General features: G+C 37.6%; 12 protein-coding genes. 3 read left to right on the top strand and 9 right to left on the bottom strand.

Features of this window, described 5'->3' with window-relative positions; genetic code table 11:
• Positions 1–92 precede the first annotated feature (92 nt).
• From MSC25_RS10740 to MSC25_RS10730, 3 genes are all read right to left on the bottom strand, one after another.
• Positions 93–3,020: a TonB-dependent receptor gene (locus tag MSC25_RS10740; RefSeq protein WP_248443384.1), complete on the bottom strand. Its 2,928-nt coding sequence runs from the start codon at positions 3,018–3,020 to the stop codon at positions 93–95.
• A 469-nt stretch (positions 3,021–3,489) separates the two neighbouring features.
• On the bottom strand, positions 3,490–4,815 hold the full coding sequence (locus MSC25_RS10735; protein ID WP_004586999.1) for a PAS domain-containing methyl-accepting chemotaxis protein: 1,326 nt from the start codon (positions 4,813–4,815) through the stop codon (positions 3,490–3,492).
• Between the two features lie 132 nt (positions 4,816–4,947).
• The gene (locus MSC25_RS10730; protein WP_248443382.1) at positions 4,948–5,202 is read right to left on the bottom strand and encodes a YfhL family 4Fe-4S dicluster ferredoxin; all 255 of its coding nucleotides are present in this window, start codon (positions 5,200–5,202) and stop codon (positions 4,948–4,950) included.
• A 259-nt stretch (positions 5,203–5,461) separates the two neighbouring features.
• Between MSC25_RS10730 and MSC25_RS10725 the strand changes: the two genes are divergently transcribed.
• Both MSC25_RS10725 and MSC25_RS10720 read left to right on the top strand, forming a co-directional pair.
• Positions 5,462–7,135, top strand: a complete 1,674-nt coding sequence (locus tag MSC25_RS10725) for a hypothetical protein (protein ID WP_248443381.1) — start codon at positions 5,462–5,464, stop codon at positions 7,133–7,135.
• Positions 7,136–7,258: 123 nt separating this feature from the next.
• A complete protein-coding gene (locus MSC25_RS10720; protein ID WP_248443380.1) occupies positions 7,259–8,821 on the top strand; it encodes a tyrosine-type recombinase/integrase in 1,563 nt (520 codons plus the stop codon).
• Positions 8,822–8,863: 42 nt separating this feature from the next.
• On the opposite strand, the gene MSC25_RS10715 is transcribed toward MSC25_RS10720, so the two are convergent.
• The 4 genes from MSC25_RS10715 to MSC25_RS10700 all read right to left on the bottom strand — a co-directional run bounded on the left by MSC25_RS10715 (position 8,864) and on the right by MSC25_RS10700 (position 14,007).
• Positions 8,864–9,952 carry a cell division protein FtsZ gene (locus MSC25_RS10715; RefSeq protein ID WP_248443379.1) on the bottom strand — a complete coding sequence of 363 codons (1,089 nt, stop codon included), beginning with the start codon at positions 9,950–9,952 and terminating at the stop codon, positions 8,864–8,866.
• Between the two features lie 74 nt (positions 9,953–10,026).
• A complete protein-coding gene (locus MSC25_RS10710) occupies positions 10,027–11,001 on the bottom strand; it encodes a WYL domain-containing protein (protein WP_248443378.1) in 975 nt (324 codons plus the stop codon).
• 15 nt (positions 11,002–11,016) lie between these two features.
• A complete protein-coding gene (locus tag MSC25_RS10705) occupies positions 11,017–11,928 on the bottom strand; it encodes an HNH endonuclease signature motif containing protein (RefSeq protein ID WP_248443377.1) in 912 nt (303 codons plus the stop codon).
• Positions 11,929–11,985: 57 nt separating this feature from the next.
• Positions 11,986–14,007 carry an ATP-binding protein gene (locus MSC25_RS10700; RefSeq protein WP_248443376.1) on the bottom strand — a complete coding sequence of 674 codons (2,022 nt, stop codon included), beginning with the start codon at positions 14,005–14,007 and terminating at the stop codon, positions 11,986–11,988.
• A 213-nt stretch (positions 14,008–14,220) separates the two neighbouring features.
• On the opposite strand from MSC25_RS10700, the gene MSC25_RS10695 reads away from it, so the two are divergent.
• The gene (locus tag MSC25_RS10695) at positions 14,221–14,895 is read left to right on the top strand and encodes a hypothetical protein (RefSeq protein WP_248443375.1); all 675 of its coding nucleotides are present in this window, start codon (positions 14,221–14,223) and stop codon (positions 14,893–14,895) included.
• 55 nt (positions 14,896–14,950) lie between these two features.
• Here MSC25_RS10695 and MSC25_RS10690 read toward each other — a convergent pair whose 3' ends face one another.
• Entirely contained in the window at positions 14,951–15,385 is a 435-nt protein-coding gene (locus MSC25_RS10690) for a hypothetical protein (protein ID WP_248443374.1), read from the bottom strand.
• A gap of 5 nt (positions 15,386–15,390) precedes the next feature.
• Positions 15,391–15,552, bottom strand: a complete 162-nt coding sequence (locus tag MSC25_RS10685) for a hypothetical protein (RefSeq protein ID WP_248443373.1) — start codon at positions 15,550–15,552, stop codon at positions 15,391–15,393.
• Positions 15,553–15,850: the final 298 nt, after the last annotated feature.

The following is a 15,850-nucleotide window of genomic DNA, read 5'->3' as shown; positions in this document are numbered from 1 at the left end:
ATTTTCTTCATCCTTTTATAATAATTTCATCATAATGGTCATGCTATTCATTAACAAGGTTAGTCTGCTAAAAACGTATAGTGGACTTTTATTTAAAAACTATAATTTATACCCGCGTAGTAGCGCCTACCTGAGTAACTTGAACTTAATAAACGCGCATCGCTATCATTACCTAAACGCGTAACAGTTTCCGATTTAGTTAAGTTAATAACAGAGGCTGTTAAACTTAAGCCATCAGATATATTAATGGCGGCATTTACATCAACTTGCTCGTAAGGGTCTTGGTATACATTTAAACCGCTGTTTAAGCCAAGTACTGTTTCGCCGCGTTTATTGTACGACGCGCGAAGAGTAAAGTACTCGCCTTCGTAATAAGCAGAGGTGTTGTATTGGTATTTAGCGCTTCCAATTAATGGCGATTGGCCAAATTCTTCACCATATACACTTACATCGGCTTTATTGGTTTTGTTATAGGTGTAATTAGCATAAAAACCAAAACCACCTGCAAATGCATGTTGAATAAATACTTCAGCCCCTTTTGATACCGCATCGGTGCCGTTACCCACTGTGCTGTATGGCGCAACGGTAATGAAACCGCTCTCTACTATATTTTCTTTGCCTGCAAAATCTTGCTGCATATCGATTACCAGCGGCACAACAAAGTTATCAACCTTTTTATGAAACAGCGCTAACCCCAATGCAGAGCCCTCGGCGTAATAATATTCAATAGATAAGTCGGCCTGCACTGATTCAAAAGGTTTTAAATTTTTATTACCGCCACTGCCACTAAAGCCTGCAAGCTCGTTGAATGCGGCTCTGTCTTCTGCCCATTCATTTGATACAAACGTAATACGCTGCTGCGAGCCTAAATCGCTGTAATCTGGTCGCGCCATCACTTTAGCAATAGCGCCTCTAATTACTAAATCGTCGGTGGCATCCCACGCTATGTTAAAGCTTGGTAGAATTTGTGTGTCGGTGTTTTTTTGTGTAACCAACTGATAGTCTTCTACAAAACGCGCATCGCCAGTTACCGGCTCGCCTGTTTCATCATTGGTGTGATCAAGTTGATAAGTATATAAATCGGTAGAAGAGGTTAAGGTTTTAGTTTGTACTACGCGCACACCTAAATTACCTCTTACTTCACTAAATTCAAAATCGCCTTGAATGTAAAACGCTGATATTTTTTCTTCAATATCGTATACAAAGTTATCTTCTATGCGGGTATAAGGCGTGTAGTTGTCGGTTACTAAATCTCGGTATTTATCCCAATCTATGCTGGGCATTTGGTTTATATTAAACCCGCCAACTATATTGGTTTGATTAATAAACACATCCTCGGCAAGTGGCATACCGCCATTCCATTGGTAGCTATCAAATTGCGTTATACCTTGCTCACTCGCTTCACCTGCAGCAATATCAAAGTTAGGATCTAAAAAAAACGTATTGCCGGTCTCGCGGTGTAAGTTAGCTTGGCGATATTTAGCCCCGGTTCTAATCGTTTTTAAAAATCCCCAATCAACATAAAAGTCGATGTCGGCTTGATAATAATCCTCTTCGAGTTCGCTACGCACAAAGCTTGAATTTGACGAACCCGCATCACGCCCACCGCCTAAGCCACTTTGCAAGTTAGCTAATGTGTTGGGATCAATACTCAGCGATACATTATTTTCATTTAAAGACCACGCTGCGCTTTGCGATGCGTTTTGAATAACGGTTTCGTTTTCACCGGCGTTTGAGCTTTTATAAGCGGCTTCCCAGCTTTCTTCAGGGCCGCCCTCAGATTGAGTGTTACCAATAACAAACCGCGCTTTAAAGCTATCGCCTTCATAGGTTAAATTAAAATCGATAGTATCGGAGGTAGACTCTTCTCGTACATAACTGCCACGCATCCACGGAAATTGCATATCGTTTTCAACACCGCTAGCACTGGCATTATATTGCATACCCGTTGCAATGGTGCCTGTTTCATCTAGGTTTACAGCGGTTAAAAAGTCAGGATTGAGTGACCACTCGGGGATATCAATGACTGATTCGGTTCGGTCTTGTCCGAGTGTAAAGCCAAAGTAGTTAACCCCTAGTTCTAAACGATTAGTTGGGCGCCATTGTGTACTAAATTGAATACCTTCACGCTCACGTTTTTCATTAAGCACAGAGCCACGTACAACTTGCGGAAACCACACGCCATCATAACGATTACCGCTGGCATCACTTATCGTATCCCAACCGTTATTGTTATCAACGGTATTTCCATTAATATCAGTCGGTTGACCGCCACCCGTGTAACGCCATACATTTGCATCGGTGCTGCCTGTTAGAGTGCGATTAGTACGCTCTTGATAGGTATAACCCACCAATACGCCAAAGGTGTCGTCGTCATTTTTCCACGAATATAAGCCACTAAATTGCGGCTCGTACTCTTTTGTCACATCGGCGTAAGTAGATTCAACGTTAAATACACCTGAGTTTGCCTCCATGCTTAAAGGCTTGCGGCTATGCATTAATACTGTGCCGCCCACGCCGCCTTCATCTAAACGCGCTTCTGGCGATTTATACACTTCTACGCTCTCTATCATGGCAGATGGCAGTAAAGTGTAATCGAACGAGCGTGAAGGCTCCCCAGGTGATGAGGCTATAAAATTGCCATTAAGCTGAGTAAATGTGAGCTCAGATGATAAACCACGAATACTCACCGATGCCCCTTCTCCGCCATCGCGTTCAATAACAACGCCAGGTACTCGCTGCAACGAATCCGCTACATTTTTATCAGGAAATTTGCCAATATCTTCGGCAGTAATTGCATCCACCACAGAGCCAGACATACGCTTAACATCTAAGTTCTCGGCCATGCTTGAACGTATACCCCGTACCTCAATTACTTCCATATTTTTTTTAAGCAGTGTTTTAGCGTTTTGTGAGGCAGCATCATCAGCTAAGCTAAACGGGCTTGAGGTAATAAGTGATGCGCAAAATAAAGATTTGTATACTTTAGATAAAGGGTAATGACGTAGGCAATTAATCATTTTTTACAGCTATCCCATTTAAATTGCTTAGGCTAAGCAAATCAGTGATCCATTAGCGTATTGCAGTACGTAATGGCAAATTGCTGCAAAGTTTACATGGCGAAACTTAATGTATTGTTAACGCCTGGCTTAATTTAGTCTCAACTGTGGTTAAAAAATAACTCACACCTTACTATTTAACTTTACTAGGGTTTATGCGCCCGTTTTTAAGCTATTTAATCTAGCTAAAGTGGAAATAACCCCTTTTAATAAAAATATTACCCGCCGCTTTACTTAACCTAAACTCCGGTTAAGAGACTTACTAACAAATTAAATTACAGTGATAGTTAAATTTATTTTCTCTAGCCAGAGATAGGTTTATTACCCACAGTTCAAATTACTTAATATGTGCCGGTACGCATTCTTGTTAAAGCAAAAAACCGCTTTCGCGGTTTTATTTTATGCTTGTTGTTTAAACGCATTTACTCAATCAGTTATTAGAGTTTAATTGGCTGGTAAATTGGCCCACCGCATTAACCACTTTTTGGGCTCCATCTTGAATTTCTGCCATAACCTCACCCGACTCTTTAGAAAGCGCTAAACCTTGCTCTGCTTTTTCTTTGCCTTGCTCAATAACCGCTACCGTACTTTGAGTTTGTGACTGATTACGCTGCACCACTTCCACAATTTCTTCTGTTGCTTTTGATGTTCTTGACGCTAAATGCCTTACTTCATCAGCAACCACAGCAAACCCGCGCCCTTGCTCTCCTGCACGCGCAGCCTCTATTGCAGCATTGAGTGCAAGTAAGTTGGTTTGCTCGGCAATACTACTTATGCTTTGCACTATGCTGGCTATTTGTTGAGATTGTTGATCCAGCGCCGAAATTTCGTTAGCTGCTTGCTCCATATTTACAGCCAGCTCGTTCATAACAGATACGGTTTCTTGTAATACGCAGCTGCCACGCTCTGCGGTTTTATCTGTTTCTGTAGAGGTGCCATAGGCTATTTCGGCTGCTTGCGAAATAGCAATTTCACGGTTTACTTGCTCAGTAATTACGGTGGCAAATTTCATTACTTTATAAAGCTGATCCGCATCATTTGATATAGGGTTGTAGGTGGCTTCTAACCAAATTACATTGCCATATTTATCTATGCGTTTAAACCTGTCGGCAATAAATTGGCCTTGCCTAAGCTTGCTCCAAAACTGTTGGTATTCAGCCGAATTAGCTTCTTCGGTTTCACAAAACACCCGGTGATGCTGGCCAATTATTTCTGATTCATTGTACCCCATGGCTGACAAAAACTGATCGTTTGCCGTTAATACATGCCCCTGTAAATCAAACTCAATCACAGCCATAGAGCGATAAATCGCTTTTATTGTGTCGCTTTGTTCACGAGAGGTTGTAATGGTTTTAGTAAGTACGGTGCCAAACACCGAAAAATACAATAACTGATTTTGCTCACCCACCACTGGGTGCACAATTAATCTTAGCCACTCTGCATTGCCATCTTGGCGAACAAATTCAATAGCCCCACTCCAGTGGCCTTCTTTTTGGAATGCTTTTTCAAGTTCTGCGTATTCAGGTGATAGCCGCGACTGATCAGCAATAAAATCGCCTAGCTGATTATTTGTTAAATTATCTTCGTTATAACCTAATGCGTTTAAAAAGTTATCGTTAGCATGCGAAATTCGCCCATCATAAAGTACATTAAGTACCAGCATTTCTTTGTAAAGCCCTTCCCACACTTGCTCTAAAGGGTACAACTGGGCTTTTAAAGCGGCTATTTCGTTTTGCTTACCTTTTGAAAAAAACATTAATTTCCCTACCAAAAAACACTAAATCAAGTTACTTCCAGTATAGGAGGTATTAATGATAACGCGATAATTAATAAGTAATTTAAGCTAATTTTTTGCTAAATTTGTAAGCATATGTTCCTTAATATGTGCTCAGCCTTCACTTTCAACTAGGTTTACATACTTTTGTGCGAGCTGCTCAAGTGACTCCCTATTTAAAGGATCGCTTTTAATGCAATTAATAGGGCACACTATGACACACGTTGGTTTATCGTAATGCCCCACACATTCAGTGCACTTATCTGGGTCTATTTGGTAGATTTCTTCTCCCATAAAAATCGCGCTGTTGGGGCACTCATCTACACATACATCGCAGTTAATGCACTTGTCATTTATAAGTAAAGCCACTTTGTAGCCCTTTCAATTAAAATTAATTTAAAACAATTAGTTAATAAAATAAAAAGTATTTATAGGCTATTTTTAAAGCCGTATTAGTTTAATAAAAAACCACTATTTTTTATTAAATCGTAGCACACATTCGTAACACACTTTTTTGTTTTTAGATGTGAGCCTCAACCGCACATTATGCCTATTTTTCTATGTTGCTTTGTTGATTTAAGTCAATAGAAATCGCCGTAAGGCTTTTATTTCTTTAGGTTTTATCAAAATGAAAAAATCATTATCAACGCTTACAAAAGCCCAATACACAAAAGCTAAACTAGAATGGAAACAGCTAAAGTCGCCTTTTTCTATGTATAATATAAATCGGTGTGCTACGCTGGCCAAAAAAATCATACTTTATGAAGAGGAATGTGATTTAAAACAAGGCGTTAAAACAAAGCGCACTAGGCGGTTGTCAAAATATGACGCGCAACACCACATTCGTCTAATTTTTTCCAAATCTGGTAATGTCATTTACTATTCTAACTTTCCTAAAACCTCTGACATAGCAAATACAAAGTTAGGTGAAACGCCTGAATTAACAATAACAAAAGCATGTAAGCTTACTTCTCAAATGCAGGAGGGAGTTTTAAACAACCACACTGTCAAAACAGTTTTTAATTTTTACGAGAAAAGCCTAATTGAGCGCCATAACACTGCGCCGACAAAGTTTGCAGCGTCATCTCTTAAAACATACCAATGCATGTTAAAAAAGCTCAGGCAACATTTTCCGCTTAATCAATCATTTAAATCACTTACAGCGGGCGAATTAGAAAAGATTATTGATCGCATTATTGTGGCAGAGTCAAATACTCAGGCAATTGTACTTTTTGCACAAATTAGGAGGGTATGGAAATTTGCCAAAAACAAATTTAACTCTGGTAAAAATCCAGCAACTGACATTGATGACTTTTATGTATCTGACCGAGTAGAAAGCCCTAGACCTTGCCAAGCATATACTGATCTCGATTCGATAGCTGAATTATGGATTAACCTGGCATCAGCGCCAAATATACATCAAAAGAACGCTGCTCGATTTATGATTTTAACAGGTATACGCCCAATCAACATTCCGCAGATGAAATGGGAGTGGCTCAATAGTATCGATTTCCCTACGTTAATTACCTTTCCAGCATCCGTTGTTGGTGTGCGTGGCGAAATGAAAAACCAAAAAGAATACAAGTTGCCATTAACCAAAGCTATGCGTGCGATTATTTTGGAACAAAGAGCGTGGATGGAAAATGCGCTTCCGAACTGTAATCCTACTCATATATTTCTTCAGCCACGGGACGTTAGAAAGCCATTTGCAAAAAGATCGTTAGATAAGGTGATAAAAGATTATTCACCCGTTGATGCAGTAAAAGGTGATCAAAGAAATATTGTAATGAAAGGATCTGCTGGAGCCTTTTGCACAATGTGTCGAAGCTTTTTTAAATCCAACACAAAAGCGATTATGGTTGATAACGGCTACCATTTTAGACATGCAGAAGAACTAACCCGACTAGCGCTTCATCACCTTAGAAAAAACGATGATCCGAATGGACTTAACTATGATAGGTCTGAAGAGTTATTTGGAACCTCTACAAAATTAAAATTTAATGTTTTTAAAATTCATGAAGTAAGTATTTTGAAAAGAGCGAAGGAGCTTGAAAGCCAAAAAATGAGACTTACCGGCATGCAAAGTAATCAAGCTAAAAATCTTAAAGAAAATAACGTAAAAAAAGCCCTGAGAGATAGAATTAAAGCTTATTTAGTTTACAAAGGTAGCTATGTAAATTTCATCAACCAGCCACTTGGAGACACTGGAAGGACGACAAAAGATTTAATATTAACAGCAGAGGGAAGAGCTGTCGTTGAGAGATATTTAAATGCCCAAGAGGCCAAAGCAAAAAATAATTAAAAAAAGTTTAATTTCGACTTACCAAAGTTTTTGTAAAAAAAACTAATTTCATATCATTGCCTTATTAGAGCGATACCTCATCAATTATTTGAGGATTTTAACTTTTTTAAGGTTTTTATATTAATGGCAACATCAGTATTAAATTCAGTAAAACCATGTGAGGTCACGATTAAAAGTCGTGACCTTTGCATGGCTGAATTTAATGCATTTAAGCCACCGTACAATGACGAGTCAATGGAAGAGCTAGCCAGTCTTGCGACTATTATATTGGCGCAAGAAAAAGGAAAAAGACTTTCAAAATATCAACTTAAAGATCAAATAAGAATTGTCTTCCAGCATGATGGCATTATTAAATTTTTTACTCATTTTAAAAAAGAACATGGCATAAAAAACACAAAGATTGGTGATTCTAATGATATGAGTTTTTCAGCAGCGAAATTAAAAGCGGCCGAAATATACAAAAAGAACACCTCTAATTACACATTCGAATTTGTAGTGAGTAAACAAATAGAAAACTTACAGGCAATTAATAAACATAGCCCTAGCAAGTTAGCTAGCACCACAGTAAAAACATACACCTCTTACCTTAATGCAATTCAAAATGCCTTTGGTAAAAATACGTTATTTCAGACTATTACGCCTGAGATAATAGAAGCAACGCTTGACCAACTACTAACAGAGAAAAGTGGCCCGCATGTGGCTAAGCAATTCGAGCAGATGAAAAAACTGTGGGTATTCGCAAAAAATAAGTATAATAACGGCACTAATCCATTCCTAGAAGTAGACAATAATTATATATCGTCTAGAACTTCGAAGCCTATTGCTTGTAAGGCCTATACTGATATATCTCTAATTTCTCAGCTATACATAAACCTAAAAACATCTAAAAATAATACATTAATAAATGCCGTACTACTGATGATGTTTACTGGGCTAAGACCCATAAATATTTGTAACTTGCGTCTGTCGTATATAGATGATTTAGATAATCCTAAGTTTTTAACGTTTCCTGAAACAACCCATACCACTCGCGGTGTTATGAAAAACCAAAAAGAGTTTAAAATACAACTCACACCCGAGATGAAAAAAGCAATACAGCAAGAATTAAAATTAAACCCAGACACAAACCGTACCTACTTATTTTGCAAGGTTAAAGACGACTCAAAACCCATCAGTAAAGAGAGTTTAAACCGAGCTCTTAAATATCATGCGCCAAAAAACATGGTGGCGGCCCCGCGAGATAACATAAATATAAAAGGCTCAGCCGGAGCATTTCCAACACTACTTCGCAGCTTCTTAAAATCGCACATGAAAGAAGTGCTAACTAAAAAAATTGGGTCATCAACAATTGCTGAAATTGAGTCTAAAAAAATGCTTCATCACTCTGTTTCAGAGCACGATCCGATGAGTAAACATTATGACCACTCGAATAAAATATATAACACTGATATTAAAGCACTTTATAAAAACTTTTCCCTTTTTGAGAAGGAAATACTTAAAGAAGTAAAAATACAGACTAAGTTAAAAAACAAAACGGTTAAAAAATCATTTTTTAAATTAGATTATTCAAATAAATTTATCGCCAAAGTCAAAAGTACAGTAAGTGCTTATTCAACTATCTGGAGTAATATAAACCAGCAAGCCCGAAAGCTTAAAAAGAGCCGCCCTATGCATATATTAGAGTAGCGTTTACATATAGCTATATAACTTTTTCTTTGCTTACAAACCCTATAAAGAGCTTTTACTAGGCGGTGCAGACTGATTTCTTATAAAAGCGGGGATATCAAAAATATCAGATGCTTTTGGCTTAGTAGCGACTACTTTAGAGCTTGACTCACTTTTATTGTCATCAATAACCATTTTAGAACTCGCGCCCGTAGCAATAACTAGCAGCTCATAATTGGTCGATAAGCTTTCTATTTTTGAAACACCACAAATAACTAAAGCATTTGAGCTTACTTGCTGACGTACTGTATCGGTAATGAGGTTATAACTACCTAGTGAAATTTCATCTTTACAGTTCACTTGTATTATCACACCTGTACTTGATGACATATCAACCTGATTAACAAGTGGGTTATTGAGTGCACTATCAAGTGCAGTAGTAAGCTCGCTTTCATCATTGCACTTACCAACACCCAGTACAGCATCACCCTGGCAATCCATAATTTTAGCAAAATCGTTTAAGTCAACATTAATAAGCCCCTGAAAACACAGCATATCGATGAGAGATTTTATCAATGAATGAAGTATTTGGTTGCTATGCTTAAAGGCGTCAAATAAGCCAATATCATTACCTAGCACTTCAATAAGTTGATCGTTAGGGAGCGTAATAACAGCATTAGCATGCTCTTTAAGCTCATTTAAACCTGCTTGCGCTATATTACTCCTAAACTGCCCTTCACTGCTAAATGGCAATGTAGCAACAAATATAATGGGTTTGCCATGCTCACTAGCAAGTTTTGCAATGTAAGGGCTGGCGCCAGTCCCAGTACCGCCACCCAACCCTGTTGCACACAGTATTATATCGCAGCCATTAATAAGCGTTAAAAGCTGCTCTTTACTCTCTTCTGCCGCTTGCTGTCCAACTTTGGGATCGGCCCCTGCACCATACCCATGAGTGAGCTCTGCACCTATCAGTACCGCTTCATCACTCTGTGTATGTTCAAGTACCACTTTATCGGTATTTACACTGTACAAGTGCGCTTGATCAGACTCGCGCTGTTCAAAAATACTGTTAAGCGTATTACAGCCACACCCACCAATACCAAATACACCAATCGATAAACCATCATTTTGTTGAATTAATTGAAACATAATCACTCCTTAACTTTTAAAGGAGCATAACAAATAGGTGCGTCAATTTTTGACGCACCTAGACTTTAAATTAATCAAAGGTAGTTTGCAGTAGCCGCTTTAAGCTTATGAACAATTCTTTGCCGCAGCTTTTCAGGTTTAATAACCTCAAGCCAATGAGCACATTGAAATAGCTCATCGGTTAGTTGTTCTGTATCAATAGTTTGGTAGGTAAGTAATACACTTTTTTCATCAATATGTTGCTTGTCAATCAGCTCGCCAAGTTCAATAAAACCTTGATTAACTGCAGAGTGGTTAGGCACTTTTACAATTAACTCGATCGTTTCTTGCTTCATACCTTTATTAATCGCACTGCGTAATGACTTTAACTGCTCAGTGCTTGGATCTCTTCGTGTTTTTTGCAGGATATGAATATTGCGAATGCGATAAATCGGCATTTGATAGCATTTATCGTGAAGCGACCCCACCATAAACTGCGCCATCAACACACCGCCTTGCTCAACTAAGTTGTAAAAACTCAACTCAGCAAACTTCAACCAATGTGCTTCATCGTAAAGTACCCTATAAAGTTCAGCGCTCACTGCACGCTTATGATTAATCGCATGCTCAATTTGTGCCACTAACTGAGCATCAATATTCACTTTTAACGAAGGCTTAGGAAGGGTTGCAAGCCAGTCAGGTACATGCCCATTAAAACGTTTAAGCGCCTGCTCTGCTTTAATATGCACTGACTGCTTAACATCACTGGGGGTCGAGTGTGGTAATAACTGCTCCAACAATAAATAATGTTCAGCCACTTCACTGCCCATTATTTTTATATTACCACCTCGCCACTGCGAATTAATAGACCAACCATACGGTTTACTGCGCGTGTCTTTTTCAAGGCCAAAACAACCTTGCTCGTAAAGTGATTGCAGGTCACGTTGGAGCATACGGATTGAAATATCAAAGTCACGTTCAAGCAACTTTTGCTGCAACTGGTGGGTCGAGATAGAGCTTGGTGCTATTGGCACAAGCTCTAAAATTGAAAAGTGACGGCGTGAATTCATTGATTAACTTTTATATCAATATTCAAAACCATACTTTTCTCGGTGGCACTTCATGTATTCGTGTGTTTCTGGCGGCATTTTAAGTTGCATACTTTTATCAATCGATAACTTATTTAAATCTGTTTCGCTTATCAAGCCTGATATCAAGATAAAACCATTCGAGTCAAAGCTTATCAAGCCTTTATCAAATAACGCATCTAAATGTGCAGCAAGTAACAAGCCATTGAACGGGTCTATCCTTTCATGGGCCTCAGCATCGCGCCAAGCCTTGATATGTGAAGCGCGAAGTAAATCTCTGCATTTTATGCCTGTTAAAGCGCAGCCTTTCCAAATATCATCTAAAGCCGCTCTATATTTACCTTGCCCGATTCTAACTTTAACGAGAGCATCTTTTTCCGTTTCATCTAAATTTTTAGATCCAACTATTTTATCGATCGCTTCATCTATTGTAGCTTCTTGTATCACACCAACATCGATATGCTTCCCAGCCGATAAGGGCGTAATTAAATTTGTCGAAAGTACTTTAAGCAAGTGTTCATAGCTAGCTTTATTTTTAGATTCTACCTCAAATTTCATTTTTAATTCACTTTCAGCAGGTTTTTTCGACTTAATAGAAAAATTAAGCTCACTTGGAATTCTTTTTATTACTGGCAGTGTTATTTTTACAACACAGTGACTTTGGTTACATTTGATACTTAATCTCGGCCCAACTGAATCTCTACCGTATTTGAAAACCAGATTGTTATACCAACCATATGGAAAGCTAGGTTCTCTATACTTCTCAAGAAACCCAAGTAGTTCTTTAGTCAACTCATAAACTTTAGGATGCTTGTCGAGCCACTCTTTAGTTTTCTTTCTTTTAGTTAAATCTGGAGTCCTTTCAGTCTTCTTTAATTTTGATAAATTTGTGTTTTTCTTGTCGTTCATAACGCTCTTCCAATTAAAATAAAATACAATGAATTACACAACTTTGTAACTCTACATTTAAATAACAAACCCTATCTTCTGCTTTCCGCCTTCTTTTAGGTCGTTTTGTTCTCGTAAAATCGATAACATTCGCTCTTGAGTCATGCGCTTTTTTGAAAACTTCATTTGCCTTTTTACAATCGCAAAGTCACCTGGTGTAAGCTTTGTAAGCTTGTATAACTCATGCATTAGGTGCTTATTTAACACTCCTGGGCCTAATGTATCTTTAAATAATTGCTTAGCCTGTACCGGAGTCAAATAGGTTAAATTTAAATTAAAATCAAATCGCCTCATTACCGCTTTATCTAAATTTTTAGCAAAGTTAGTTGCGGCAAAAAGTGGGAGTTGAAATTGCTCCATATAACATAGTAATTCATTAAGTGTTTGCACCTCCCAATTTGCATTAGCTTGTTCGCGGCTGCACAACAAACCATCAGCCTCATCAATAAAAATTGCACTTCCTTCTTGTGTAGCTTGTTTAAATAGTTGAGCAATATTTTGTTCACTTTCGCCAACCCACTTACTTAATAAGTCAGAGGCTTTGACTGAAATGAGTTTAAAATCAGCTTTTTCGCATAAGTAATTTACAAAAGCTGTTTTACCTGTACCAGGCGGGCCCGTTAGCAAAGTTCGTGAACTCGCATATTCAATTACAGCCTCTTCTACCTGTTCTAGCGATGCATACTCAGACTCTATATTTACCATATTAGGATTAAATTTTTGCGCTGCTTGATAAGTCAGCTCGTGTGTTGAAAAGCCGCATGCAGTTAAAGTATCTTGAATATTCTCTTCTATGCAGTCACGCGCGGTTTGTGCTTTAAATCCGCATAACCTAGCTACATGAACAGCTTTAGCAATATGAGCTGGCAATAAGTTTTGTTGGACAGCTAATTTACTTATAAAACTGTTACCAACACTTAAACCTTTAACATATTTGCCAATCATTTTTTCTTTAGTTGTTTTGTTTAGCTCAGGAATTTCGTAAACAATATTAAATCGCCTAATAACGCTCTGTGGTAAATCTTCTAGATGGTTAGTGATCCAAATACTCACTACAGGGTGGTTTTCAATATAAGTATGAAGTAACTCCTTTGAGAAGCTTTTAGAGAATAAATCACGCTCAAAAATGTTTTCACACTCATCCAGTAACAGCATTGTTTTTTTACGTTTACCTACCAACTTACTCACCACATTAAAGTGCTCTAAACGCAACTCAGAGCTTGCGCTTCGGCTATCGAGCTCGTTTGTTGGGCTTATTAAATTACTACCTTTAGCTTGCACCTTAAGCAACTGCGAACCACACGCTTGCGCTATATATTTCGCCAATGAAGTTTTACCCGAACCTGGCACACCATAAAATAGAATACTTAATGCTTGATCACCCGTCTCAGTCGCATTTTGCGTAGCTTTTAGTAAAGTATTTAAATCTAAGTGAGATAAATCAGCAGCGCTAAGCTCAGAAGCTTCACAAGGAGAGACCAAGTTAGATAAAATATCACTTTCACTATTTAACATACCCTCGAGAAGACTTTTAGCAATTGCGTTTGGTAATATTAAAAACTCATCTTCCCCAGCAAATATCTCCATATCCATTGAATACATGCCAGATTCAATAATTAATCCAATTTGCTTGTTGAGTAGTGCTTCATCAATACCAATCACATAAGCTATTTTTTCTAAAATAACGCTCGCGTAATCGTCACGTAAGTATTCGACAAGTTCGCGCAATGGCTTACTGAGCGTCATGCAACACGAAAAAATAACTAATGGAGTTACCGCTTTTGGTAGATCAAACGCTTTACAAAATATATGCACATTTTTTTGTAACGTTTTAGGCATTGTGTTTATTGCTAAATGATCTAATCGGGTGATCAAATCATCAGCATCTAAGCCCTGTAAATTTGTATAGTTAAAGCCAGAAATGTTACATAAAGCCTTTTTAAATAGCTTATCGTGCCAAAGCTCTTCTACGTCGAACTCTTCTAATAATTCAGTGGCAAAGTGTGCAACAATTCGTTTTAATTGAGTGGTTGTGTTCATGCTATGTACCTCGTTCTTATTAACTGATGTAGCTATATTACTAAGCAGAAAAAGGTAACGTACCCACAAACCTGTCTTAAAATAAACGCATAGTACATTGATAATATTAGTTTTTTATTTTTTTGTTTTCTTTCGGTTTGTTTTTTTATTAACCCCTTGTTTTTTAGGCCCTGCAGAGGCATAAATAAAGCTATAAAGTTTTTTTGGACTTTTATGAAAAATATAAATTTAGGATCGGCAAAAAACCCTATAATCCTCAAAAATAAACATCAAGATATCGAGTCCGAAAAATACTATGCCAGACATAAAAACGGAGACATGTATACCCATAGGCCTCTTCTACAGATGCATACTAAAAACAATCATGAACTAGACAAAGATGACCCTGAAAGTGGCCTTTTTGCTTTTCATAAACTAAGAGATGACCAAGACTGCTTTACAAAAAATGTTATTTCCAATCCTCACTTACAACCATTAGAGGTGAAAATTTTATTAGCACTCAATGAATTTTTTCAAGATCATTGGTCTCATGAAATGGTTTATATCTGTAGTTCCAAAAAATTAAACCTTGATAACTTTGGGGACGATGAGAGCTTTTGGATAGCTGAGGGAAATACAGAGTCTTTAGTAGAAGTAAATAACGTCCCACTATATAAACTATTAAGAAAGGCACTAAATATAAGTATTAGCAATGAAAAGCTTAATAAAATACTCATAAGATTAGATAGTTTTCACTATATCAATGTCACACCGGTTACATTCGAAAACTCTAGGCTCGGTATTAGTCAAAAACATAATAAAAACCAACGTGCTTATCTAAAAATAATACAAATAAATGAGCTGATGGACTCTAAGAATCTAACAAATATATGGCTAGCCAAAGATTAAAGTGCGAGTTTTGAGCCCGATTTAAAAACCGAGCTCTACTCGTTCTACATTATGTTTATTCAAAACCACATTCAGAAAGCTTAATTTTTACTGTTACCGACTGGCTGCCATCACATACAGTGGGTAAATCAGTTTTTATTTGATACTGCTTTGACGCGCTGTGTAAACTCCACTTATCTTCGTGCGGGACCTTTTTAGTTTTAATGGCTCCACTCATAAAGCGATCTAAAGAACGGTTAAAGCCACGTTTAACGCCTTGCTCAAAAGCTTCAGCAATCAATGTATTTAATGAATCATCTACAACTTTATTTTCTGAACTTTCACTATCAACATCTTGGCCCATAGCACATTTAATTTTTTCTATTAAATCTTCCATCCTTGCAGTAGGTGTATCGCCTATTGAGTCTAGTTCTGTTTCGTCTTCAATGCGCCCAATCCACTTATTCATGCTCTCAGAACGAATACTTGCATCTCTATTTTTATAGGTCATTACTGTTATCCTTTAACTCTATTTATTTTAAAACTCTGCGCTTGCTCAAATATTTCTTTGTACACTTCATCGCGGCTAATTGGCGGCATCCCAAAGAGATTCTTCAAACCCGACTTGTGTTTTTTTACGGCTTTTTTTGTTACAGGCTTTTTTGATGCAGCGTCCATGTGGTCTCTCTTTGCAAGAATATCAATTATTGGCTTATCATACCGCAAAGGTCGTGCTTTTTTGAATGTTAATTAGTAATAAATTGCTATTAAAAGTAGGGATACTTTGTAAATGTAAGGATGAGGAGAAACTTATGCTTTTAACAATAAAAACCCGTATGTGATTTATTTAAAATGCTCAGTTATTTCAGTTTAATGAATAACCTGAATCTGTACCTTTTACTAACTTTACATGTCGCAAAATGGGTTTGATAATACCCGCTCACTAAACGTATTAAAACAGCGATGATGCAAGCGT

This window comes from Pseudoalteromonas sp. 1CM17D (assembly GCF_023161805.1).
GTDB classification, from domain to species: domain Bacteria; phylum Pseudomonadota; class Gammaproteobacteria; order Enterobacterales; family Alteromonadaceae; genus Pseudoalteromonas; species Pseudoalteromonas atlantica.
Note: the sequence above shows the minus strand (reverse complement) of the source record. Positions and strands in the feature narration are given on the sequence as shown.